General features: G+C 37.9%; 21 protein-coding genes and 1 other annotated feature. All 21 genes read right to left on the reverse strand.

The features are described from left to right. Positions 1–144: 144 nt before the first annotated feature. Positions 145–789 carry a YrrS family protein gene (locus ACQKNX_RS10465; protein WP_427428820.1) on the reverse strand — a complete coding sequence of 215 codons (645 nt, stop codon included), beginning with the start codon at positions 787–789 and terminating at the stop codon, positions 145–147. A 108-nt stretch (positions 790–897) separates the two neighbouring features. Then, the gene (gene greA, locus ACQKNX_RS10470) at positions 898–1,386 is read right to left on the reverse strand and encodes a transcription elongation factor GreA (protein WP_340823525.1); all 489 of its coding nucleotides are present in this window, start codon (positions 1,384–1,386) and stop codon (positions 898–900) included. Positions 1,387–1,573: 187 nt separating this feature from the next. Further along, a complete protein-coding gene (gene udk, locus ACQKNX_RS10475) occupies positions 1,574–2,212 on the reverse strand; it encodes a uridine kinase (protein ID WP_427428821.1) in 639 nt (212 codons plus the stop codon). After that, on the reverse strand, positions 2,212–3,492 hold the full coding sequence (locus ACQKNX_RS10480) for a peptidase U32 family protein (protein WP_427428822.1): 1,281 nt from the start codon (positions 3,490–3,492) through the stop codon (positions 2,212–2,214). Before ACQKNX_RS10480 ends, udk begins: the two co-directional genes overlap by 1 nt. Positions 3,493–3,506: 14 nt before the next feature. Next, the gene (locus ACQKNX_RS10485) at positions 3,507–4,439 is read right to left on the reverse strand and encodes a peptidase U32 family protein (protein WP_427428823.1); all 933 of its coding nucleotides are present in this window, start codon (positions 4,437–4,439) and stop codon (positions 3,507–3,509) included. Positions 4,440–4,444: 5 nt separating this feature from the next. Beyond that, positions 4,445–5,077, reverse strand: a complete 633-nt coding sequence (locus ACQKNX_RS10490) for an O-methyltransferase (protein ID WP_427428824.1) — start codon at positions 5,075–5,077, stop codon at positions 4,445–4,447. A 275-nt stretch (positions 5,078–5,352) separates the two neighbouring features. After that, positions 5,353–6,480 carry an endolytic transglycosylase MltG gene (gene mltG / locus ACQKNX_RS10495; protein WP_340823518.1) on the reverse strand — a complete coding sequence of 376 codons (1,128 nt, stop codon included), beginning with the start codon at positions 6,478–6,480 and terminating at the stop codon, positions 5,353–5,355. A gap of 130 nt (positions 6,481–6,610) precedes the next feature. Continuing rightward, complete coding sequence (locus tag ACQKNX_RS10500; protein WP_427428825.1) at positions 6,611–7,798, reverse strand: acyl-CoA dehydrogenase family protein; 1,188 nt, start codon at positions 7,796–7,798, stop codon at positions 6,611–6,613. Further along, complete coding sequence (locus ACQKNX_RS10505; RefSeq protein WP_427428826.1) at positions 7,798–9,141, reverse strand: LLM class flavin-dependent oxidoreductase; 1,344 nt, start codon at positions 9,139–9,141, stop codon at positions 7,798–7,800. The genes ACQKNX_RS10500 and ACQKNX_RS10505 overlap by 1 nt, the downstream gene beginning before the upstream one ends. 18 nt (positions 9,142–9,159) lie before the next feature. Then, positions 9,160–9,996 (reverse strand): MetQ/NlpA family ABC transporter substrate-binding protein, encoded by an 837-nt coding sequence (locus ACQKNX_RS10510; RefSeq protein WP_427428827.1) that lies wholly within the window; start codon positions 9,994–9,996, stop codon positions 9,160–9,162. 13 nt (positions 9,997–10,009) lie between these two features. Continuing rightward, the gene (locus tag ACQKNX_RS10515; RefSeq protein ID WP_427428828.1) at positions 10,010–10,663 is read right to left on the reverse strand and encodes a methionine ABC transporter permease; all 654 of its coding nucleotides are present in this window, start codon (positions 10,661–10,663) and stop codon (positions 10,010–10,012) included. Further along, positions 10,605–11,684 (reverse strand): methionine ABC transporter ATP-binding protein, encoded by a 1,080-nt coding sequence (locus tag ACQKNX_RS10520; protein WP_427428829.1) that lies wholly within the window; start codon positions 11,682–11,684, stop codon positions 10,605–10,607. The genes ACQKNX_RS10515 and ACQKNX_RS10520 overlap by 59 nt, the downstream gene beginning before the upstream one ends. Before the next feature lie 52 nt (positions 11,685–11,736). Continuing rightward, the gene (locus ACQKNX_RS10525) at positions 11,737–12,543 is read right to left on the reverse strand and encodes a MetQ/NlpA family ABC transporter substrate-binding protein (protein ID WP_427428830.1); all 807 of its coding nucleotides are present in this window, start codon (positions 12,541–12,543) and stop codon (positions 11,737–11,739) included. A 528-nt stretch (positions 12,544–13,071) separates the two neighbouring features. Then, positions 13,072–13,599 carry a DUF1292 domain-containing protein gene (locus ACQKNX_RS10530; RefSeq protein ID WP_427428831.1) on the reverse strand — a complete coding sequence of 176 codons (528 nt, stop codon included), beginning with the start codon at positions 13,597–13,599 and terminating at the stop codon, positions 13,072–13,074. Between the two features lie 152 nt (positions 13,600–13,751). After that, positions 13,752–14,060 (reverse strand): DUF1292 domain-containing protein, encoded by a 309-nt coding sequence (locus ACQKNX_RS10535; RefSeq protein WP_024363115.1) that lies wholly within the window; start codon positions 14,058–14,060, stop codon positions 13,752–13,754. Positions 14,061–14,077: 17 nt separating this feature from the next. Continuing rightward, entirely contained in the window at positions 14,078–14,494 is a 417-nt protein-coding gene (gene ruvX / locus ACQKNX_RS10540; protein WP_340823504.1) for a Holliday junction resolvase RuvX, read from the reverse strand. Positions 14,495–14,496: 2 nt separating this feature from the next. Further along, positions 14,497–14,763, reverse strand: coding sequence for an IreB family regulatory phosphoprotein (locus tag ACQKNX_RS10545; protein ID WP_024363117.1), 267 nt, complete (start codon positions 14,761–14,763; stop codon positions 14,497–14,499). A gap of 88 nt (positions 14,764–14,851) precedes the next feature. Beyond that, positions 14,852–17,512 carry an alanine--tRNA ligase gene (gene alaS / locus ACQKNX_RS10550; RefSeq protein WP_427428832.1) on the reverse strand — a complete coding sequence of 887 codons (2,661 nt, stop codon included), beginning with the start codon at positions 17,510–17,512 and terminating at the stop codon, positions 14,852–14,854. A 76-nt stretch (positions 17,513–17,588) separates the two neighbouring features. After that, positions 17,589–17,806, reverse strand: a binding site (T-box leader). Positions 17,807–17,913: 107 nt separating this feature from the next. Continuing rightward, positions 17,914–19,344 carry a 4-hydroxyphenylacetate 3-monooxygenase, oxygenase component gene (gene hpaB, locus ACQKNX_RS10555; RefSeq protein WP_427428833.1) on the reverse strand — a complete coding sequence of 477 codons (1,431 nt, stop codon included), beginning with the start codon at positions 19,342–19,344 and terminating at the stop codon, positions 17,914–17,916. A gap of 228 nt (positions 19,345–19,572) precedes the next feature. Further along, positions 19,573–21,279, reverse strand: coding sequence for a polysaccharide deacetylase family protein (locus ACQKNX_RS10560; protein WP_427428834.1), 1,707 nt, complete (start codon positions 21,277–21,279; stop codon positions 19,573–19,575). A 32-nt stretch (positions 21,280–21,311) separates the two neighbouring features. Next, complete coding sequence (gene recD2 / locus ACQKNX_RS10565; protein ID WP_427428835.1) at positions 21,312–23,756, reverse strand: SF1B family DNA helicase RecD2; 2,445 nt, start codon at positions 23,754–23,756, stop codon at positions 21,312–21,314. Positions 23,757–23,896 lie beyond the last annotated feature (140 nt).

A 23,896-nucleotide genomic window follows, 5' to 3' on the forward strand; every position in this document is an offset into this window, starting at 1 on the left:
CTGCATTTTGATGAACTTTATCCAATCAAAATCGAAAATGTTCGCTAGACACTTCTCTAACCGATTGTTCCACTTTCATTAAAGCTAAGAACGAATCCGTATTTCTTTGACCATCTTTAAAAATAATCAAAACAACAACTTTCGTCAATAGGCACCTTCTAATGTATTCAACTGTTCTAGCTTCACTGGTAGCCAGCCTTCGTTATCGATCCATTCCATACTGACACGATACTTTTCACTCTTATCTTTCGTAGAAACTGTTGCAATTGCTTTATTCGCACCACCATTATTTTGTAAACGCCAAACAATCATATTATCATTTGTAATACCTGTAACAGCTGTAATCGTAGCGATTTTCTCTGCCCAATCGACAGATTGATCATCATACGACGATACATGCACTCCTGTTTGCGTTGTAGGCGTTGCTTTCCAGTTTTTATCTGTCACAACACGATCAACAATCGGATCGTCTGACGTCGTTTCCTCAGCCGTATTTTGTTCTGGCTGTTGTTCTTCCTCTTTAGGCTGTTCTTCGTCTTTAGACTGTTCTTCTTTCCCAGAGACGTCTTCCTCTTTCAGAGGTTCTTTCTCACCTTCATCGTTCTTTTGCTCCTGTACTGGGTCCTCTTTAACTGTTTCTTGTTCGTCATCCTGCCATTTAAACACATACGTTGCCGTTATAACAATCAGTATAATGACAATACCAATTAAAACATTCAACATTTTATCTAGCTTTTTATTGCGAGATGGCTGCAAATGACGACTGCTTCGTGTTTTTCGTTCACTCATGAAGTCTCCCCCTCTCTAGCCAATATTCTATCAAGTTCCACAGCGCTTGCAAAATAAAAACAGCTAGCTTCTCTTAGAAAGAAAAGCTAACTGCTTGTACATCAGTGATTATTTAATTGAAATAATTTTCACTTTCATTTCGCCACCAGGTGTTTGTACAACTACTTCTTCACCTTCTGCTTTTCCAAGTAAGCCTTTTGCAATTGGTGATTCGTTCGAGATTCTGAATTCCATTGGATCTGCCTCTGCTGAACCTACGATTGTATAAGATTCTTTATCAGAAGATGGCTTACCGTTAATAATTTCAACGAATGTAACCGTTTTCCCAAGTGAAACTACACTGTTGTCTGTTTCGTCTTCAGAAATAATAACTGCGTTACGAATCATTGATTTTAATGTAGAAATGCGGCCCTCTAAAAAGGCTTGTTCTTCTTTTGCTGAATCGTACTCAGCGTTTTCAGAAAGGTCACCGAAGTCGCGTGCGATTTTAATACGCTCAACGATTTCTTTACGTGTTTCTGTTTCTAATTTCACTAATTCTTCTTCTAATTTTCGTTTACCCTCTGCTGTCATTGGGTACTGTTTTTCATTTGACAAAGTACTTCACTCCTTATTTCATCAATATAAAAACATAAAACTCGACCAAATGCTTTAGAAAGTGCATTTAATCGAATTTTATTATTTTTAATCTCATTTCAAAATACGCTTTGACCTAATAGTATGCATGCGTTACAAAAATATGCTTTGAAATTCATGTAAATATTGTCAATACCACTCTATCTTATTACAATACGTTGTCAGTTTCAAGAATAGTTTTAATTTTCGTTACCATTAAATCAATTGCTACTCCATTTTCCCCACCTTCGGGAATAATAATATCAGCATAACGTTTAGTTGGTTCAATGAACATATTATGCATTGGGCGCACCGCAGATAAATACTGCTCTATAACGGAATCCGTTGTACGTCCACGCTCTTTAATGTCTCGGAGAATACGACGAATAATACGTAAATCTGAATCCGTATCTACAAACAATTTTATGTCCATTAAACTACGTAAGTCCGCATCCTCTAATACTAAAATTCCTTCTAGTATAATAACATCTACTGGCTCAACATGGATAACTTCATTGGCACGTGTATGCTGTACATAGTCATATACAGGCTTCTCGATAGACTGACGCTTTAATAAACTTTTAATATGATCAATTAATAAATCATTATCAAACGCTAGAGGATGGTCATAATTCGTTCCTAAACGTTCTTCAAATGTTAAATGACTTTGATCTTTGTAGTAATAGTCTTGCTCAATTACAACAACAGAATGCTCACGGAAAACATCATAAATAGCACGTGTCACACTCGTTTTACCTGAGCATGAACCACCAGCGATTCCGATGACAACTGGACGCTTTATTGCCATTAATTATTCTCCTTTCGCATCATGTTATGCGGTTGAAGCAACGTATCACATTTAAATTTAACAATTTGTAATGGATGACGTGCCGCATCTAAGCTATTGCCGTCCTCATCCCAGATCTCTCCCATCGTAATGCTGAAGTTTTCGATTTCTGGACCGAAAAATTCAACTTCATCACCGGGTTTAAAATAGTTACGTTGTTGCATTGTAACGATTTTCGTCTCTGGATCATGATTTAAAATAAGTCCCGCAAATTCGTATGTTGTTTTACGGCCATGAACACCAAACATTTGCTCTTCGTGTCCTGGTGCATCATGGAAAAATGCCTCAGCTGTATCACGGTTTGCACATTTATCTAACTCTTCTAGCCATTCACGTTTAATTTTAAAATTATCTGGATCGGCACAGTAAGCATCAATCACTTTACGATACACAGAAACAACTGTAGCCACATAGTGAATTGATTTCATACGACCTTCTACTTTTAATGAATCAATACCAAGCTCAATCATATGCGGAATCGCTTCAATTAACTTTAAATCTTTCGGACTCATCGCAAATGGTGCATGGTTATCATCGAAAAGTGCTTTTTCCTCACCGTCTTCTAGCTCGTATAGGTCATAGTCCCAACGACAAGATTGGCAGCAGCCACCACGATTGGAGTCTCGCGCTGTCATATGATTTGATAGTACACAACGACCCGAATATGCGATACACATCGCCCCATGAACGAATGCTTCAATTTCGATATCAACTTTTTCTTTCATTAGCTTCATCTCTTCGCCGCCAACTTCACGAGCTAACACTACACGATGTAAGCCTTCTTCTTTCCAGTACTGCACAGCTTTCCAATTGGATAGTGATTGTTGTGTAGAAAGATGAATTTCAAGCTTCGGCGCAGCAGTACGACATGTTTCGATAATTAGTGGGTCGGCTACAATAATGCCGGTCACTCCTGCAGATTCAATATCCTTCAAGTACTGCTCTAAACCATCCATATTTTCGTTATGAGCGAAAATATTTGTTGTTACGTAAATTTTTGCTCCGTATTGATTAGCGAAATCTACACCTTCACGCATATCATCGATAGAAAAATTATCTGCGTTTGAACGAAGACCGAATTCACGACCGCCAATAAATACTGCGTCTGCACCATAATGAACAGCTACTTTTAGTTTTTCTAAGCTACCTGCAGGGGCAAGTAGTTCAGGTTTTTTTGTAATGACGCGCTTGCCGTTAACAACTTCACGAATTTTGTCATTTTGTTCTAATGCCAATGCCATATTCTTGCCACCTCCTAGTACACTGTTTCTTTGAAGATAAAGCCAGTATCGAGTGGTCGAATAGCAGGCTGGATATCTTCAATTTTAGCCAGTAAATCATCTTTAATATCGTCATATGCGTCCTCAGATTCGTCAAAATATGTGTCAATTGCTTGACGATATGCTTCCGTTACTGTGACAACATATTCTGGCGAGTGTAAAACACCTTCGATTTTGAATGCATCGATGCCTGCTTCAAATAATTCGCCAAGCTCATCGATAATGCACATATCGTTTGGACTGAAAATATGCGTACCGTTGTTATCCTCATAAATTGGATATTTATTGTTACGTTCATCATCGTGTAGGAACATATTACGGTTTTCCTGATGATTTTCTATCGCCATTACTTTATCCTGATATTGGAAATAATGACCTAGTAAAGGACGTTTTGATTGGAACATACAAGTCATACCGTGCACTTGTACTTCAACTTCTACTTCCGCATTTTCCTTAATTTCTAGTACTTCATCTAGCGAAAGCTCACGTGCAAGAACAGCTCTTGTTGCGCCACGTTTACCCCAATAATTTGCAGTAAACCAGTTTGTCGCTGTTGTTTCAGGATTCCAATGTAACGGAATAGTAACACCTTGCTCACGACGCACAATAATAACAGCAGGGTCGCCGTAAATTAAGCGATCTACACCTATACGTTGCATTTCTTTTAAGTATTCACCTAGTGCATCTAGTTTTTCGTTATGAAATAGCGCATTCACTGCAACATAAACCTTTTTGCCTGCTTCGTGAATTAGCTTCGTTGCTTCTTCCACTTCGCTCACAGAGAATTCTCCTGCAAGACGAAGACCAAATTGTTGTTCTCCAATGACAAAAGCATCTGCTCCAGCTGTTAAAAGTGCTTTTACATGGTCCACTGATTGCGGTGTGACAAGCAATTCAGGTTTTTTCATAGTCGTCACCTCTTCAAACATAATAATAAGCCATCCCCGACTGGCAAAAATGCACTTGTATAGTCAGGATGGTGCATAATCCAATCGGTGAAATTTTTTAAATTTCGAATCATTGTCCGCTTGCGACGTGGCACGTCCTTTAAGTCCAAATCCGACAATCCGTGCATATACATATTATCGATATACAAGACTCCTCCTGATTTTACAAGTGGGGCATATTTTTCGAAAAACCGTTGATATTGTCCCTTCGCTGCATCAATAAAAATCGCATCGAAAGTTGTATGAATTGCCTCATCGTCTACCTCTAAGGCATCTCCCTCAATGACCGTAATACGGTTTGAAACAGACGAACGTGCAATATAATCTCTCGCTCGAGCTACACGCTCTTCATCGCGTTCAATCGTCACAATATGCACATTTGGCAAAGCGTCTGCCATACGGATTGCTGAGTAACCAATCGCCGTGCCAATTTCTAATATTTTTGACGGATTTTGAATACGAAGCAACTGATTTAGCGCATCTATCCCAGCTAGTTGCATAATCGGTACATGATTTTCTTCCGCATATGCTTCCATTTCTAAAAGCAACTCATTACGTGGTTGAATAAATGATTGTATATATGCATCCGATAATTCCATTATAAAATTCACCCTCATTTAAAAGGAAACGAGCACATTCCCGTTGTCCAAACTTCATCATCACTTTGCTACAAAAAGAAAAAGACCAAACGTGATGTCTTGGTACTTTGCCATACAAAAATGAGCAATTGTTTGTCTATATGCACGAAACAATTGCCACCACGTATTAATTGATTAAAAATCACAATTTATAATAGCACGAAAATAGAAGGAAAGCTATTTTTCTTTCCTTCTATTCATTTTATTGCGCTATATTCGTTTTTACTTACTAGAAACTACTCTGCTTGACGTAAATATTTTTCTACCTTTTGCAAATGTTCATCATAAGTTTTCGAGAAGTGGTTGACACCTTCTTTATCTGCTAGGAAATAGAAATAATCTGTTTTGCTCGGATTTAACGCGGCTTCAATCGAAGTTTTTCCAGCACCAGCAATTGGACCTGGCGGCAACCCTTTATTTTTGTAAGTATTATAAGCATTTTCTACTTCTAAATCTTCATATAAAACGCGGTCTTTATGTGAGCCAAGTGCATATAAAACAGTTGGGTCAGTTTGTAGAGGCATGCCTTCCTCAATACGATTATAGAATACACTTGCAATCGTTTCACGATCGGTTTGTGCTGTTGCTTCTTCCTCTAATAATGAGGCAAAAGTTAGTAGTTGATGTACTGACATTTGTTTTTCTACTAGAACTTCACTGTAATTTTTCACAACATTATTCATAGCACCGATCATTTCTTCAGCGATTGCTTCTAACGAAGGTTTCTCTTCAAAATATGAATATGTTGCAGGGTATAAATAACCTTCTAAATCATAGCGAATATTGTCTGCTAATACCGCATCTGTAATAAGCTCTGGATAGTTAGCCATCATTTTTTGAACAAATGCTTCACTTGTCACTAAATCCATAAACTCTTTTTGTGTATAAGGCGTTTTCTTTTCAACGATTTTTCCTATCTGATCAAGTGTTAAACCTTCTGGAATCGTCATCGTAAAGACAGGCTCACGATACACCTTCCCTGTTTTTAAGCTCTCAATTAGCTCGTCCAATGTCATGGATTGTGTTAAATCATAATTCCCTGCTTGGAATTGGGATTCATTTTTAAATTTTGCATAGTATTTAAAAACTTTTGCATCTTTAATAATGCCCTTTTTCTCTAGTAAAGCCGAAATCGAGCTTAAACTTGAACCAATTGGTACTTCAACAGCAATTGTTTTTGTTGCATCCGGATCTACCGGTTTTAAAGCACTTTTTACGTAGTTGTAACCCATCAAACCGATAATCCCAAATACTAATACAAATGTAATGGCTATAATAGCTACTATTTTTCTCACAATTTTTACCTCAGTCTTTTTTTCCTGCATTTTTGAAAACATTTCTTGTTTTTTAGAACCGTTATCCACGGGTTTCCCCCCTATCACTATTCAATATCATACTAGAAATCAACTTTTACGACAAACAGAAATGGACAAATCAGGTGAAATTGCACACATAAAAAAATCTGCTAACACATTCTTTAGCAGATTTGATACTTTATAATTGCAAGGCTCCTTGCTTTTCTTTTACTAACAAGCCTTGTGCTAACTGGGAAATGACCACATCATCAGCTGGTGGATTAAAGCGGCTACATTGGACGTCTCGAAATAGACGTTGCAATTTATTAGATTTCGACAAACTGCGACCACCAACGATTTGCATCGCCTTTGTCACAATGTCAATGGCATGATGGCAAATAACATACTTAGCTATACTAACATCAGACGCTAGTTGCTCCTTCAATGCCGGATGCTGTTCTACTTGTGCAGCAATGCTATAAAGTGTTCGTCGTGCTGTTTGATACAACACCTCTATTTCCCCAATCTTTTGTTGCACATGACTAGCATGGGCAATCGTATTTTCCAAACTATAGGAATACGTATTTTTCGCAAACTCGATTACATAATCCCTAGCTGCTCCTGCAATCCCTAAATATACAGCAGGAATTTCTAACGAATAAACCCGCCCATCTGCTAAAAACCGATTTACTTCATTCGGACGATGACGATATAATAATGCGTCATCCTGTACAAAGGTGTCATGAAATATAATATCATGACTGCCTGTCGCGCGCATGCCCATGGTATCCCATGTATTAACAACTTCTACTTGTTCATTTTTCTCAATGAGAAACTCAGCAGTTAGATTTTCATCTTCTACATAGGCGATAATAGTAAATTGCTTTAAAATTGGAGCTAATGAAGCAAACGCCTTTTCACCAGAAATAATATACCCACCCGAAACCTTTTTAGCTGTCGTTCCTGGCATACTTCCACGTGAAATATTGCCCTTTCCCCGTTCGCTATTAATAATATTTAATAGAGATCCTTCCTCTACCGCCTTACGACTCAATTCTGCAAATACATGCTCTGGCCACGCCTTCGCCTCTCGGACATTTAAAAAGGTTAACAAGTGCCAACCAACAGCTAAAGCAGTTGACCCATCTCCTTTAGCAAGCTGTTCTTGCACTAAAAGCATTTCATAGAGAGTGATTTCATCACCACCGTATTTCTTAGGTACAGTCAATCGGAAATAACCTGCATCCTCTAAAATTTTAAAATGTTCGAACGGAAACGCACCACTTTCATCATAAACAGCAGCAGTTTCTTCAATTTGTTCAGCAAGTTTGCGCGCATATTGAACAAGCTGTTGCTCTCGCTCATTGCGAATAAATACATCACTCATCAATGGCTCACCTTACTTTTGACAAAGCGATTTTGTGGTTTTTTCAACCCTAAATGCTCACGTAATGTTGACCCCGTATAATCTTCACGATAGATTCCACGTTCCTGCAAAATTGGTACCACTTTTTCCACAAAGCTTTCTAAATCACGCGGTAACAACGGGAATTGAAGCATAAATCCATCCGCTGCCTTTTCCGTTAACCAACGTTCCATCTCATCAGCAATTTGCACAGCTGTTCCAACAAAAGCATCACGTCTTGCTGGACCAAAAAGACGGGCATATAAATCGCCGACTTTTAAATTTTCTTTTTTGATAATTTCTAATTGCTCATAAAAATGACTTTGTATACTGTTAACGACTGGAAAATCAACTTCAATCGCAGGTGTATCAAGCGAATACTTCGAAAAATCAACATTGCCCATATAACCTGAAACAAACTTTAAGCTCTCATACGGATCTACCAAGGATTGTAACTCATTATATTTACGTATTGCCTCTTCTTCTGTTTCACCAACAATTGGAGATATGCCTTGAAAAACAAGCAGTTCGTCCTCAGTGCGACCAAAAGGCACTAGCTGTGCCTTTAAATCGCGATAATGCACCTTTGATTTTTCGATATCATCCCAGTGCACAAAAACAACTTCAGCTGTCCGTGCAGCTAATTTTTGCCCTGGCTTAGATGCACCTGCCTCCACAATGACAGGCTGCCCTTGTATGGAACGCGCAATGTTTAACGGACCCTTAACAGATAAATATTTACCTTTGAATGCTGTTTCATGTACTTTTTGTTGGTCATAAAAAATATTGTTTTCGCGATCATAGACAAATGCGTCATCCTCCCACGAATCCCATAACGACTGTACAACGTCAATAAATTCTTCCGCACGCTCATAGCGATGATCGTGCTCCCAATGTTTATCACGACTAAAGTTTAGAGCAGTTTGACCTGTTGCATCTGCCGTTGTTACTAAGTTCCATGCGACACGTCCATTACTTATATGATCGATGGACATTAATTGTCTTGCTAACACATACGGCTCACTATAAGTAGTCGAGGCTGTTGCACCAAGGCCTATTTTTGACGTAGCCGCTGCCAGCGCTGTAATTTGGATTAAAGGGTCAAAACGATTTAAAATATGTGGGTGGGATTCGTGATTGATTGCTAAGCTATCAGCAACGAAGGCAATGTCAAACTTCCCTTTTTCGGCAAGCTGTGCTGCTCTCTGTAAAGCCTTTATATCGATGCTTGCATCGACCTGCGCTAAAGGATGCTTCCATGCCGCAACATGCATTCCTGCCCCAATTAAATATAAAGCAAGCTTCAATTGTTTTTTCTCTGTCATTTTTCATCATCTCTCCTTTTAATATGAATAAAATGCTTTCCATGTTGCTAATTCATCCATTGACATCTTGACAGGAATATAGTTACCCTTGGAAACCTCAGAGACAAAATCTGCCGTTTCTTTACGCTGATATATTTCAACAATTGCTTTCAATATGTCCTTGTCCTTGTCTTCGGGCTTTGCCACAATGACATTGATAAAAGGCTTCGCTGTTTCATTTTCATGAATAATGGCGTCCTTTAAAAGTAAGCCTGCTTCGACAGCTACCCCGTTATTAATAACCGCAAAATCAGTGTCTTCCATTACACGAGGAGTCGTCGCTCCATCCACAGGCACAATCGTTAAATTTTTAGGGTTATCTTTTATTCGGTCTTCTCCACCACTGCCATCAAAATTATCCGTGACCGTTAACAGGTCATATTCTTGCAGAAGTAACAATGCTCGACCCCAGTTGGAAGGATCATTTGGCACAGCAATTTTAGCACCATCTTTTATATCTTCTATTCGATTGTATTTGTTCGAATAAAGACCGATAGGCGCCATAATCGTTGTACCAATCGCCTGTAAATCTGTATCGTTATTCGTATTAAACAAATTTAAGTAAGCTACGTGCTGAAAGGCATTGATATCAACTTCTCCCTCAGCCAATGCTTGATTGGGATCATATTGTGCCGAAAATGTCACAAGTTCTAATTGTATATCTTCCTTCGCAGCTTGCTCTTTCATATATTCCCACGTCTTTATTTCCGAACTACGAATGCCGACCTTCACAACATCTTTTCCTTCTGATTTTGAACATGCTACAAGTAAAAATAATAATGAAATGAGTCCTATTAGATAATGTATTTTCTTCATGGCAAGCTCTCCTTTATGCTACTCTTCGTAACTTTCTTTCTATGGTATTGCCGATACTCTGGATAATTTGAACAAGTATTACTAAAATAACAACTGTTACTAAAATGGTAACATTATCAAAACGTTGATAGCCGTAAGTAATGGCTACATCCCCAAGACCGCCTCCACCTACTGCACCTGCCATTGCCGTTGCACCGATCAGTCCAATTGTTGCTGTCGTAACACTTAATATTAATGATGGGAAGGCTTCAGGAAGTAAAAACTTATGAATAATTTGAAATGGAGATGCCCCCATTGCTTTGGCAGCTTCAATAATGCCTTCATCTACTTCAAGAAGAGAATTTTCAATTAATCTTGAAATATATGGTCCAATATGCAAGACCAGTGGAACGATAGCAGCTGTTGTACCAATAGCTGTTCCAACAAGTAAACGTGTAAATGGAATGATGGCAACTAATAAAATAATGAACGGAATGGATCGAAATGTATTTACAATCGGATTTACAACTGAGAAGATGATTTTACTTTCAAGAATGTGCCCTTTTCGTGTAACAACTAAAACAACACCTAATATAAACCCTAAAATAGCGCCAAAAAATAATGAAATACTAACCATGTACAGCGTATCCAGCACTGCGTCGATAATAATTTGCGTGCTCACCTTCATGTGCAACGACCTCCTCAATATGAATATTTTTGCGTTGAATATATAAAAATGCCTTCTGAATTTCAGTTGCTGTACCAACTAGCTCTACAATTAAATGTCCGAATGGAATGCCTTGAAGCTCCGTAATATTGCCGAATAAAACATTAACATCAACAGCGAATTTTTTAGCTACTTGTGATACAACGGGTTGGCCAACATCCACCCCGATAAACTTGATATTATAAATACGCTTCGTTCCATCGATTACCTTCAGTTGGTCGTAAATAGATTGAGGAATTTCGTTTCGCACAACCGATTGCACAAAGTTTTTCGTCGTTTCTTCCTTCGGTGCAGAAAAAATGTGTAGTATATTGTCTTCTTCAATAATTTTTCCATTTTCCATTACTGCTACTCGATTACAAATATCACGAATGACTTCCATTTCATGTGTAATCATTAAAATCGTAATGCCATACTCAATATTGACACGCTTTAGTAATACTAATATTGATTTTGTCGTTTGCGGATCAAGAGCAGACGTCGCCTCATCACATAATAGAATCGTTGGCTTTGTTATTAGTGCTCTTGCAATACCTACTCGTTGCTTTTGTCCACCTGATAATTCATCAATATAACGGTGTGCCTTATCTTCTAAGCCGACAAAAGTTAAGACCTCTTGAACTTGCACTGCTATTTTCGATTTTTTAGCTCCACTTAACACTAACGGCATCGCCACATTATCGAAAACCGTTTTTGAATGGAGAAGATTAAAGTGTTGAAAAATCATACCGATATTTTTCTTTTCCTCACGTAATTGTCTTTTGCTTAATTTTGTTAAATTTTTCCCATTTACAAGTACTTGGCCAGATGTCGGCTCCTCTAATAAATTCACAGTCCGAATTAAAGTACTTTTTCCAGCTCCGCTAAACCCAATTACGCCAAAAATATCACCCTTTTGAATAGTCAAATTAATGTGATTTAACGCCTTTACAGTAGATTGCCCAACATGGAATTCCTTCGTCGTCTCAATAAATTCAATCATCCACTTACCCCCTGTTCACTTAAGTTCGACCTAATAAAATTCACTTTAAAAACTAAAATACCGGAACGACAGCTCCCTTATATTGGTCTTCAAAAAACTTACAAGCCTTTTCACTAGTCAGCCATTTCACAACTTTTTGGATAGCAGCATCTTCCTGTTTTTCTTTTGTCGTTGCGATAATATTGACATAAGGAGAATCTGATCCTTCAATAATGAGTGCATCCTCATGTGGGTTATAGCCACCTTCTAAAGCATAGTTCGTATTGATAGCAGATGCATCCACATCATCTAAGGAGCGAACTAACAGCAATGAATCGACACCGATAAATTGAATGTTCTTTTCATTTTTTGTAATATCCTCAACTGTGTAATCATTTTTCTTCGCATCGTCTAATTCGATAAGGTTATTATTTTTAAACAATAATAATGCACGCGAAAAATTGACAACGTCATTTGGTACAGCTACTTTTGCATTTTGTGGTAAATCTTTAATATCGTTAATTGTTTTTGAATAAACACCAAATGGCTCTATATGAATTCCTTTGACACTTACTAAATCTAAATTACTTTCTTTGTTCGTCTGTTCTAAAAAAGGGATATGCTGAAAATAATTGAAATCAAGTTCACCATCTGCCGTTTGTTGATTGGTTTGTACAGCATCTTTTAATATTGAAATATTTAGTTTGACACCTTCTTTTGCAAGATCATCTGCTAAATACTCTAAAATTTCCGCATGTGGCACACTCGCTGCTCCTACTTTTAATGTCACTGTTTCCTCTTTTTTTGCCTGACCTGAATCTGTACAGCCTGCTAATACAATAAATAATGTGCTGATAAGCAATAACCATATTTTTTTCACATCATATCCTCCTTAATTTATTAATTTACTTGGTTTTATAAGCAATAAAAACAGAGAATTTCATGTGCAATTGAATTGGTCTCTTTAAAAATAAAGTATTTGAAATTTTCTATTTTTATTACAACAAATCTTATCTGTTTACTAATAATTGGTCAATGTCTTTTTTTCTTATTTTTTCCACTTATCTTTAAATAGACAAGTTCCTACAAAGCATTTTCCCTATTTTACGTACTTAAATAGCTGTTTTTTCTCTAAAATACAAAATAGTCATCATCAGATAGAATACTTTTAAGGCTCATATAGAAATTTTCTATTTGACCTATCGTTGTATACTATCTAGCCTTCTAAATCGTAAAAATCCACTTCGAATTCCGTAACTGTGTTATAAACCGAAACACTAATCGCTAATAAAACTCCAGTATCGCCGATAGCGCACGGCGTAAGCCGTAGTTGGCTAGTTAATTGTTTGAGTGCCTGGCACAAAAAAAAAAAACATACTCGAAGTACGACTTCGAGTATGTTTTTTCATTATAATTCATTTAAAACATCTTCTACAAATTCCCATTCTTCATCCGTTTCGATTGGTAATAAATCCTCAATCGATCCATCTGCTCCAGGTACATACTGCGCAGCGAAAATATCTCGCTCCTCCATTGGCTCATCTGAGACAGCTACATAAAGCACGTAAGATTTACCAAATTGGTCTGAGGCGAATGTATGAATCACCTCGCACACTTGATCCGTATCATCCTCATTCGTTACCGTAATAAGCTGTGGCTCTTCTTGGAATTCATCAAGAAGCGTTAATACAACTTCATTAATCATTTCCCATTCTGCTTCTGTTTCCACAGGTTGTAAATTGGTCATTTCTCCGCTGTTATCATCATAATCGAATGTCATAGCTGAAATATCACCCGGAATTTCCTGCCCGTTTTCATCAATTAGGGAAAACAGTACATACGATTTTTCCTCTGCATCGAATGTAAAAACAACACGGCATGTTTGCTCTTTGCCATTGTCACCTATTATTATGAATTCTTGTGTTTCCTCGTTCATTTTTATTCCTCCTTACAATGATTACTTATTGTCTTAGTTTCTATGTGCGCTATCATTACTACCACTTCTTCGGAACAACAAGTTGATGGCGTAAAAAAAGAACAAGGACCGCTTGTGCCATCCTTGTTCCTTACACTCTAAAAAGAAAACAATTATTCTTCGTCTTCGTCCTCTAAAGCGTTTAAAACGTCTTCTACCATGTCCCACTCTGCTTCTGTTTCAATCGGTGTTAATTCGCCATCTTCACCGTTTTCAGATGGTACAAATGAAGATACGAAGATTTCTACAGAGCCATCTTCATCTTCTTCAGCGCCTACCATTGAGTAAAATACGTAAGATTTGCCGAACTCAGGAGACTCGTGTACGTGAATCACTTCGCAAAGCTGCTCGTTTCCGTTTTCGTCAATCACTGTAATGTGTTGTACATGTAATTCTTCTTCATGGTTATGCTCGTGTGCCATGTTTGCCACCTCATTAATTAGTTTTTGCTATCTAAATAGCCTTGTAAAATCATCACAGCCGCCATTTTATCAATGACTTGCTTGCGTTTTTTGCGACTTACGTCCGCTTCGATTAGCATGCGCTCGGCAGCCATCGTCGTTAAACGCTCATCCCAAAGTTTAACCGGCAGCGAAAATGTATCTTCTAATAACTTTTTATAGTTTTCAGAAGCTTCACCACGCGGTCCTACCGTATTATTCATGTTTTTCGGGAATCCTACAACAAATTCAGTGATAGTATATTCCTTCACTAGCTCAGCAATACGGTCGATGCCGAATTCGCCATTTGCTTCATCAATTTTTACGGTTTCAATACCTTGGGCCGTCCAGCCAAGTGCGTCGCTAATTGCAACACCTACTGTTTTCGACCCAACGTCCAATCCCATAATTCTCATTTCTAGCCCTCGTTATTCTTTTTGATATAAAATTTAACAAGCTCTTCTAGAATTTCGTCACGCTCTAGCTTGCGAATTAAATTACGAGCATCCTGATGGCGAGGAATATACGCCGGATCACCAGAAAGTAAGTAACCGACAATCTGATTGATAGGATTATATCCCTTTTCCTCTAATGAAGAATGTACTTTCAACATTACCTGCTTGACTTCCTGTTCCATTGATTCTTCTGGAAAATTAAATTTCATCGTTTGATCAAATGAACTCATGACCAGCACCTCGCTTTCAGAAATAAGGAGATGTGCAAAAGAAGCTCATCTCCGATTTCTCTTTATTATAACCGATTTGATGTATTAATTAAATGGATTTAACGTAATCATACACAGAAAGTAGCGCTTCATCAAGTTTTGTTGCATCTTTTGCACCCGCCATCGCCATATCTGGACGACCGCCACCTTTACCGCCACAAGCTTCCGCAACCATTTTCACAATATTTCCTGCATGGTAATTGCCACCAACTAAATCTTTCGTGACACCTGCACATAACATCACTTTATCGCCATCAACAGCACCTAATACAACAACGGCTTTCGTCATTTTGCCTTTTAAGTCATCCATCATTTGACGCAATTGGTTGTTGTCTTTTGCTTCCACTTTAGTTGAAAGTATAGTTACATCACCAAAAGTTTGTGCTGCATCTACGATAGCGCCTGCTTGAGCATTCGCAACTTTTTGTGACAACCCTTCATTTTCACGTTGTAATTCTTTGTAGTCTGCTTGTAATGCATGGACTTTTGTCACAATATCTTTCGGATTTGCTTTTAATAGTGCTGCTGCATCATTTAAAAGCGCCTCTTCTTCTTTAACTGCCTCATATGCCACTTTACCAGTTACAGCCTCGATACGACGAGTTCCCGCGCCAATACCACCTTCTGAAACAATTTTAAAGAAGCCTATTTCAGAAGAACGTTTTACATGGATACCACCGCAAAGTTCGATAGAATAATCGCCAATCGATACGACGCGAACGATATCTCCGTATTTCTCACCGAATAATGCCATTGCTCCCATTGCTCTCGCTTCATCAATCGCTTTTTCTTCAATCACGACTTCAATATCTTCCCACACTTTTTCATTAACGATACGTTCAATTTGTTGTAATTCTTCTTTTGTTACTTGACCGAAGTGCGAGAAGTCAAAACGCAAACGATCTGGACCAACATATGATCCTGCTTGGTTCACATGATCACCTAATATATCTTTTAATGCACGTTGCATAATGTGCGTTGCTGTATGGTTTTTAATGATTAGATTACGTTCCTCACGATTAACAACCGCTTTTACCGCATCTTCAACATGCATTTCGCCTGATTCCACAAGAACCGTGTGTAACGGTTGTCCATTTGGTGCTTTTTGAACATCCTTAACGATTGCTGTAAAGCCATCATTAGCAATTACACCGCTATCCGCAATTTGTCCACCCATTTCAGCATAGAATGGTGTTTTTGCTAATACAACTAGCGCTTCTTGACCTTCTGAAGCTACTTTCGTTACTTGTCCATTTACAATCATCGCTGCAATTTCAGTTTCAACCGATAATTTATCATACCCAACAAATTCACTTGCTACTGTTAAGTTTGCTAGAACTTCATTTTGTACTTGCATTGAATCAACATCCTGGCGAGCAGCACGCGCACGCTCACGTTGCTCGTTCATTGCAACTTCAAATCCTTCGTGATCAACCTTCATGCCTACTTCTTCCGCATATTCTTCTGTTAATTCAATTGGGAAGCCGTACGTGTCATAAAGACGGAATGCATCTGCTCCAGGGATATAATCATGGCCTGCTGCTTTTTGAGCTTCCACAACCTCGTTAAAGATTGCAAGACCGCCATCTAATGTTTCATGGAAACGAATTTCCTCGTTTTTAATAACACGTTGGATAAATTCGCATTTCTCCGTAACTTCTGGGTAGAAATCAACCATAATTTCGCCAACTGTAGGTACTAATTCAAACATGAATGGTTTTTCAATACCAATTTGCTTAGCGTAACGCACTGCACGACGCAGTAAACGACGTAATACGTACCCACGGCCTTCATTGGAAGGAAGTGCACCGTCACCGATAGCAAATGCTACAGTACGGATATGGTCTGCAATCACCTTGAAAGGCGTATTAATGTCTTCTTCTGAGCCGAAGATTTCGCTTAACGCAACTTCACCTGGACGTTTGTATTTTCGATTTGCAAACTGTTCAATTTTTTCAATGATTGGCATGAATAAATCCGTATCAAAGTTCGTTGGCACATTTTGCACAACTGAAACAATACGTTCTAGACCCATCCCAGTATCAATATTTTGCTTTGGTAATGGTGTATAAGTACCGTCTGGATTGTGGTTAAATTGAGAGAACACTAAGTTCCAAACTTCTAAATAACGCTCGTTTTCACCGCCAGGATACATTTCTGGATCATTTTGATCTGAACCATATTCTTCTCCTCGGTCGTAGAAAATTTCTGAGTTTGGACCAGATGGACCTTCACCGATATCCCAGAAGTTTCCTTCTAAACGAATTAAGCGCTCTTCAGGAATACCAATTTCGTTATGCCAAACATCATATGCTTCTTGGTCTTCTGGATGTATTGTAATCGATAAAAGTTCAGGGTCAAAGCCCATCCACTTTTTGTCGGTTAAAAATTCCCATGCATAATGAATTGCCTCTTTTTTGAAGTAATCGCCAATAGAAAAGTTTCCTAGCATTTCAAAGAATGTATGGTGACGTGCAGTCTTCCCTACATTTTCAATGTCGTTCGTACGAATTGATTTTTGCGCATTTGTAATACGTGGATTGTCAGGAATAATACGACCGTCAAAATATGGTTTTAATGTTGCAACACCTGAGTTAATCCAAAGTAATGAAGGGTCATTAATTGGCACAAGTGGTGCTGATGGTTCATGATGATGTCCTTTTTCTTTAAAGAATTCTAAATACAAACGGCGAATTTCTGCTGCTTTCATATGAAAAGTTCCTCCTCTAATTGTGTAAAATTACGATATGAATCCGCTTGTACGCATAAAAAAGCCCTCATCCCAAAAAAGGGACGAGGACTTTGTGTATTGTCTCGCGGTACCACCCTAGTTGTAAGCATATGATACATACTTACCTCTTTAGCACTTGTAACGTAAGTGAACGGCAGGGATTAGCTGCACTCTGGAGTAGCTTTCGGCACTTGTTGACGTGAGGATTTTTTCAGCCTAGAAATCCCTTTCTTCACACGCACAAATACGTACTTGTTCCATCATCGTTTTTTCTATTTTCTAACGCACATTATAAAAAAATTATGTTCTTCTGTCAATCATTGCATTTCTATTCTATACAAAATTATCGAATTCTTCAAACATAAGTCGTTATTTTAAAGTTATCTTTTTAAGAAATTTTCTACTCTTTGCATAAATGGCTCGCGATTATAAGTTTGGTAGAGCAGGCTCGATAAGCGAACAGGATCTCCAAAGAAGTATCGCTCATAAAGTGTTTGCCTTGTGCCAAAAGTACTCATCGTTAAATCCCACGCTAGGCGGAATTTTTTTACACGGTCCTCTCCACCATCTCTAAATGACTGTAAATAATGCTCTAAATCCCCATTATCTGCGGCAAATGCTTTTTCACTTGGAATAGACATTAATCCACTTGCTCCAAGTAATTGAATAATTTCTGTAAAGGTTGGATAAACCTTTGGAAAAACTTGAATGGCAACTTGTAATGTTGGTAAATCTGGTCTTATAAAGCCAAAGTCATCCCTTTTTGCTTCTATTTCTGACTTAAGTAATAAAGCCTTCATAGTTTCTAGCGTCACAATAATTTCAACTACTTTTTGTTGCACATGCTGATAACTTCCAATGTTTATCGTATCAACAATTGATTGTACAACGCCTAATACAAATTCAGTTTTAGCAATTTGTCGCGACAATACTTGATGTAAAGAATATGCTTGGAAACCACTCACATTCATGAAACTATTCGCTACTTCTGTATTTTCATAATAAAATACGCGATCCCACGGTACTACGACATCATCAAATACAACAATCGCATCCATTTCCTCAAATCGAGCGCTTAATGGATAATCGAACGTGGATTCACCGCCAACAAATGACTGTCTACATAAAAATTTCAATCCTTTAGTATTACTAGGAATGGAGAAACCAAATCCTTTTTCCTTATCAAAACCATTTGTTGATAATACAAGGAGTTCATCAGTAATGCCCCCCTGTGTTGCAAGCAATCTCGCACCTTTAATGACTAACCCTTCATTCGTCTTTCCTACAATTTTAGCAGCAATGATGACATCATCATCTTCATAATGATAACTATGACGGTTTACTTGAGGCTCAATAAACGTATGTGTCATCGTTAAATCATTTTCACGTGCATATTCATAATAATTCAGCAGATGATCCGGAAAACAATTCGGCTTATCTTTTAAGTATTCGGCTGCTGAAGCCAATGCCATTAAAGTAGTGTTCATATAATCAGGACTTCTTCCCATAAATCCATGATTAGATAAAGCCCACTCTCGAGCAGCTTGACGTCTTTTCACCAAATCTTCGTCCTTTGTCACTTGTAGATAAGACATCCCGACCCGCTGGTTACTCGTTGGTGACACATAAGTCATACTATCATGTAAATTTTCATCATGCTGCAAATCAAAAAGTTTAGCCTGACTTTGTATAACGCCTTTAAATGCCGGATGTTCTGAAACATTTCCCGTAACGACTTCACCATCTATCGATATATACGTTTGCAATGCGTCAATGCGTTTAATATATTGCTGGCCTGTAATTGCTGGCATACATTCACCCCTAATATGGACCTATGTTTTTAATTCTCATGTATTATATGACCTATTAGGCTGAATCGTTCCTCGCCTCTTATCTGTATGATAAACGCCGAATGGTTCTATTTTGTTGAGACACAATAAATTTGATTGAGTAAGCACCTACAAAACAAACCCGCAGCTTCAATGAAGATGCGGGTTTGTTTTGTATAGTCGAAGAAGGCAATTAGAAGCCCTCCTCTGTTATTGTGCATATGGCGAGACCATTTTTTTGAACTGTGTGAAGGACGTTTGTTGATCGCTGTATAAGCGTTTAATTTGGTAAACATCATCATACGGATTGTTGTAGCCAGGCTTTGTTGAAAAGGCCATTGCAAATCCTGCTTCTTTTACAGCATAAATTGTATTGGTATTATATTGACCAAATGGATAAGCAAATGCTTTTGCCCCCGGAATTATTGTTAAACTACGCTTTAAATCTTGTACAACTTCATGATATGGAATCAGTAGCATTTTCCCTTTATTCCCGATCATATCATGTAAATTGTAAGTATGAGACTCATACGTAAAGACATCTTGCATAAGTTCCATATCTTGTCTTGAAAGTGCTTGTAAATCATTATAATTAAATTGTTGCTCTGCAGGAGAATATTCATTTCGATACGTAATTAAAAATTGTGTTGCTTGAAAACCATGTTTTTTTAATATTGGATAAGCATATTCCCTTGTGGATAATAAGCCATCATCAAATGTTAGGACGATTGAATAAGCAGGCAATGTAATTTCATTACGCATAAACCGTAATAAATCATCAGCACTAACCGTTTCGAATTTTTTATCTTTCAAATACTTCATTTCATTAGCGAATTGAGTATCAGTCATTGTAGTACTTACATTTTTAAAGCGCCCTAGCTCATACACCTTCAATAAATGGTGGTACATCATAACAGGAACACCACGATCTAAAGCTACCTTAGAACTGTGAATATAGCCTTCACGACCACCAATTGTCGTTACATACCAATTGGCTTCTTTTCGTAAAATAGGATATCGTCGATTAGTATCAAGCTTTGCAAATGGCATTAGTTTGTTAGCTGTTCGATCATAAACTTCACTATTCCCTGATATCGGAATGAAATATTGATTTATTACTGCATTATCCTTACCAATATTTTTATACGTTGGCGTATTCACAAACTTCACTTTCGATTTTTCAGCATAGACAAACGTCTTGCCCCAACGAACTTGAACATACGTTTCATCACCCATACCTGCCACTTCCAATTGTTGACCTTTTAAAAGCGTCGCTATAGACATTGGTTGTTCTCTACGAAGGTCGTATAGCACAATGTTTTCTAATGCTTCAATGTAGCCATTTTGCTTACTCGGTGGTGTTGGGGTTGGACTTGGAGGTGGGGTTGGCTTTCCAATCGGCTTTGTTGATGTATCCGTTGTCTCCTGACCTTTTTCTTCCGTAACAAAATTACTATGTACATAACCGAGTCGTCCGTTCACAGCAATTCCGTACCAACTACCCATTCTACTATAAATGGGGAATTGAACACCTTCCGACAATGTTGCAAATTGCACCAACTTATTGCTTGTATTATCATAAATAGGCGTTACCTTCGTTGCTACAATATAATCTTTTATCTTTGCAACTGAAGGAACGATATTTTTATATGTTGTAGATGGGACAACGGTTGTGTAACGTTTATCGACGTAACCGTAACTACCGCCCCAACGAATTTGCCACCAATTTGCCCCATAATCTTTTGTCACTTCAAAAGTTTGTCCTCCAGATAATGTTCCTACTTGTTCAAGTTTGCCTGAACGATTATCAAAGACAGTTGCTTCCTCATTCACTAGAATAACGACATTACTGGCATGTACCTTCTGTGCGAACGGTAATAACAGCATGAATAGAAGCAATATCACGATGCGTTTCACTTTCTTCACCTCATAAAACTTATTTTCAATTTTTATTTATCCATAAAATCATATGGCGAAATGCCATCCATTCCAATCATTGGATGTATATATGGAACCGTATCTACTGTTAGCTGAAGAACAGTTATAGGTTCCTCTTGTCGGTCTTCTTCGACAATTGTCTCCACTGATGTCTCCTTCACTTCAATAACTTCATTGGAGGATGCATCCATTGGGTTAAGTCGTGCTCGCAGAGACGTGAACCGTTGTAAATCGTCTGTACGCTGTAAGCCATTAGCTAGCACATCTGGCTCACCACATAAAATTAAGAAATTTTTCGCTCGCGTAATTCCAGTATATAACAAATTACGACGGAGCATTTTAGAATAGCCACGAACAACCGGCATAATGACCGTTTGAAACTCCGAGCCTTGCGATTTATGGATAGAACAACAATACGCAAGGGTTAACTGATTAAGATCGCTCCGTTGGTAAGTTACTTCAATACCATCAAATGACACGACAAGCAAATCCTGCTTTTCAATCGTTTCCTTTGCTTTAATAATACTAATGACTTCCCCCATATCTCCGTTAAAGACATTGCTTTCTGGCTGGTTTACAAGCTGTAGCACCTTGTCCTTAATTCGATACGTTACATCACCAAAGATAAGCTCTTTTCTTGAGCCTGTATCATTCGGATTAACAAGGTCTTGAATCATTTTATTTAAATTATCGATTCCAGCAGGCCCTTTATACATCGGTGCTAAAACTTGTATATTACGAATTTCCTGACCTTTCGATACAGCACTTTTTACAACTTGTGTTACGACATTTGCCACTTGATCTGGTGATGCTTTAATAAATGAACGATCAGACGTTTTCATCGACAAATCATTAGGAATTGTACCACGCTTAATTTGATGGGCAAGTTCAATAATTGTTGAACCTTCCGCCTGACGATAAACATCAGTCAGTTCAACTGTCGGAATTTGTTTCGAAGCGAGTAAATCTTTGAGTACTTGTCCTGGACCTACTGGTGGTAACTGATCCTGGTCACCTACAAAAACAACTTGAACATCCTCATGTAATGATTTTAATAATTGATGGGCAAGCCATGTATCAACCATTGACATTTCGTCGACAATTATAAGTTTTCCAGTAACTTCTCGCTCGGTTTCTTCTTCCTTCTCCTGACCAGTAAAACCTAGCAAACGGTGAATTGTCATAGCAGGTAGCTCTGTGGACTCTGATAATCGTTTAGCTGCACGTCCTGTTGGTGCACATAAAATGATAGGAAACGGCTCTTCTTTTTGCGCATATTCCTTAGGATTTAATGAAAGACCATGAAGCTTTGCATATACTTCTACAATACCTCTGACAACAGTTGTTTTTCCTGTACCAGGACCACCCGTCAAAATCATCACAGCTGAATTAAGAGCCTGTTCAATCGCATATGCTTGTGTTTCTGCATATGTGACGTTTAAAAAAGCTTCCGTATCCCCGATAGCCTTGCGAATTTCGTCTTTACTAAAATGCTTAGCCTGACTATTTCGTTCGGTTAACGCAATAATTTTTGAAGCAATTCCAATTTCAGAAAAATATAGGGATGGTAAATAAAGCCTTGTTTCTTCACCATATATTTTATTTTCCTCACGCATCTCGATACAAGCCTTAGAGATTGCTTCATACGGAATTTCTTGGCGTTGACTTTGCTCGAGCATATCTTTCACTTGTGGTAAAACGTGCTCCGCATCTAAAAATACATGGCCGTCTGATAATGCAGCTGTATTTAGAGTATGTAAAATTGCAGCCTTAATACGGTCAGGATGATTACCAGTAATGCCTAATTTTGCACCAAGCTCATCTGCCCGAAAAAAGCCGACACCATCCACATCTTCAATGAGGCGATAAGGATTTACAGTTAATAAATCAATCGTTTCTGTACGATACGTTTGATAAATTTTCATTCCGAGCTGCGGGCCAAATCCCCATTCATTCAATTGAATCATGACACGCTCTAATCCAAGATTTTGCTCAATTGTGCGATGGATGACTTCCTTTTTTTCAGCCGATAATCGAGGTACAACATCGAGCACATTTGGATCTTCTAATATAAGACGGATTGTATTTGCACCAAGCTTTTCAACAATTGTTTCAGCGGTTTTCTTTCCTATTCCAACAAATAAGTCACTTGATAAGTAATGAACAATTCCTTGCTCAGTTGCGGGCACTTCCTTTGTAAACGTCTCAACTTGAAATTGTACACCATATTTTGGATGTTGTCTCATACTACCTGTAAAACGATATTGTTCGTCCATTTGCAATTGTGGGAAATAACCAACTACAATAATTTCCTTATCGTCATATTGCAAATTTGTTTCTTGAATTTTCACACGTACAATCGAATACATATTTTGAGTATTATGGAAAATAGATACAATAGGACGTCCGAGAATAAATAGCTTATTCAACTCAAATAAATCTAGATTTTCTGTCATTATCGATTCGTCCCCTTCTCGTTTATTTCAATTTTATTATTTTACCACAGCACGTTAAGAAATATCGTTTTAACAAGAAAAACCTAAAAATTTTTAACATTATTTTGACAAATGACAAATTACGGCTAATTTACCTCTAA

It is taken from the genome of Lysinibacillus sp. NPDC093712, from assembly GCF_050280025.1.
GTDB lineage: Bacteria > Bacillota > Bacilli > Bacillales_A > Planococcaceae > Lysinibacillus.

What these genes read in the sequence shown, in the direction of transcription:
- ACQKNX_RS10465 (WP_427428820.1), bottom strand. Translation starts at nt 789, where the DNA reads ATGAGTGAACGAAAAACACGAAGCAGTCGTCATTTGCAGCCATCTCGC.
- udk (WP_427428821.1), bottom strand. Translation starts at nt 2,212, where the DNA reads ATGGCAATAAAGCGTCCAGTTGTCATCGGAATCGCTGGTGGTTCATGC.
- ACQKNX_RS10480 (WP_427428822.1), bottom strand. Translation starts at nt 3,492, where the DNA reads ATGGCATTGGCATTAGAACAAAATGACAAAATTCGTGAAGTTGTTAAC.
- ACQKNX_RS10485 (WP_427428823.1), bottom strand. Translation starts at nt 4,439, where the DNA reads ATGAAAAAACCTGAATTGCTTGTCACACCGCAATCAGTGGACCATGTA.
- ACQKNX_RS10490 (WP_427428824.1), bottom strand. Translation starts at nt 5,077, where the DNA reads ATGGAATTATCGGATGCATATATACAATCATTTATTCAACCACGTAAT.
- ACQKNX_RS10500 (WP_427428825.1), bottom strand. Translation starts at nt 7,798, where the DNA reads ATGAGTGATGTATTTATTCGCAATGAGCGAGAGCAACAGCTTGTTCAA.
- ACQKNX_RS10505 (WP_427428826.1), bottom strand. Translation starts at nt 9,141, where the DNA reads ATGACAGAGAAAAAACAATTGAAGCTTGCTTTATATTTAATTGGGGCA.
- ACQKNX_RS10510 (WP_427428827.1), bottom strand. Translation starts at nt 9,996, where the DNA reads ATGAAGAAAATACATTATCTAATAGGACTCATTTCATTATTATTTTTA.
- ACQKNX_RS10515 (WP_427428828.1), bottom strand. Translation starts at nt 10,663, where the DNA reads ATGAAGGTGAGCACGCAAATTATTATCGACGCAGTGCTGGATACGCTG.
- ACQKNX_RS10520 (WP_427428829.1), bottom strand. Translation starts at nt 11,684, where the DNA reads ATGATTGAATTTATTGAGACGACGAAGGAATTCCATGTTGGGCAATCT.
- ACQKNX_RS10530 (WP_427428831.1), bottom strand. Translation starts at nt 13,599, where the DNA reads ATGAACGAGGAAACACAAGAATTCATAATAATAGGTGACAATGGCAAA.
- ACQKNX_RS10535 (WP_024363115.1), bottom strand. Translation starts at nt 14,060, where the DNA reads ATGGCACACGAGCATAACCATGAAGAAGAATTACATGTACAACACATT.
- ruvX (WP_340823504.1), bottom strand. Translation starts at nt 14,494, where the DNA reads ATGAGAATTATGGGATTGGACGTTGGGTCGAAAACAGTAGGTGTTGCA.
- ACQKNX_RS10545 (WP_024363117.1), bottom strand. Translation starts at nt 14,763, where the DNA reads ATGAGTTCATTTGATCAAACGATGAAATTTAATTTTCCAGAAGAATCA.
- alaS (WP_427428832.1), bottom strand. Translation starts at nt 17,512, where the DNA reads ATGAAAGCAGCAGAAATTCGCCGTTTGTATTTAGAATTCTTTAAAGAA.
- hpaB (WP_427428833.1), bottom strand. Translation starts at nt 19,344, where the DNA reads ATGCCAGCAATTACAGGCCAGCAATATATTAAACGCATTGACGCATTG.
- recD2 (WP_427428835.1), bottom strand. Translation starts at nt 23,756, where the DNA reads ATGACAGAAAATCTAGATTTATTTGAGTTGAATAAGCTATTTATTCTC.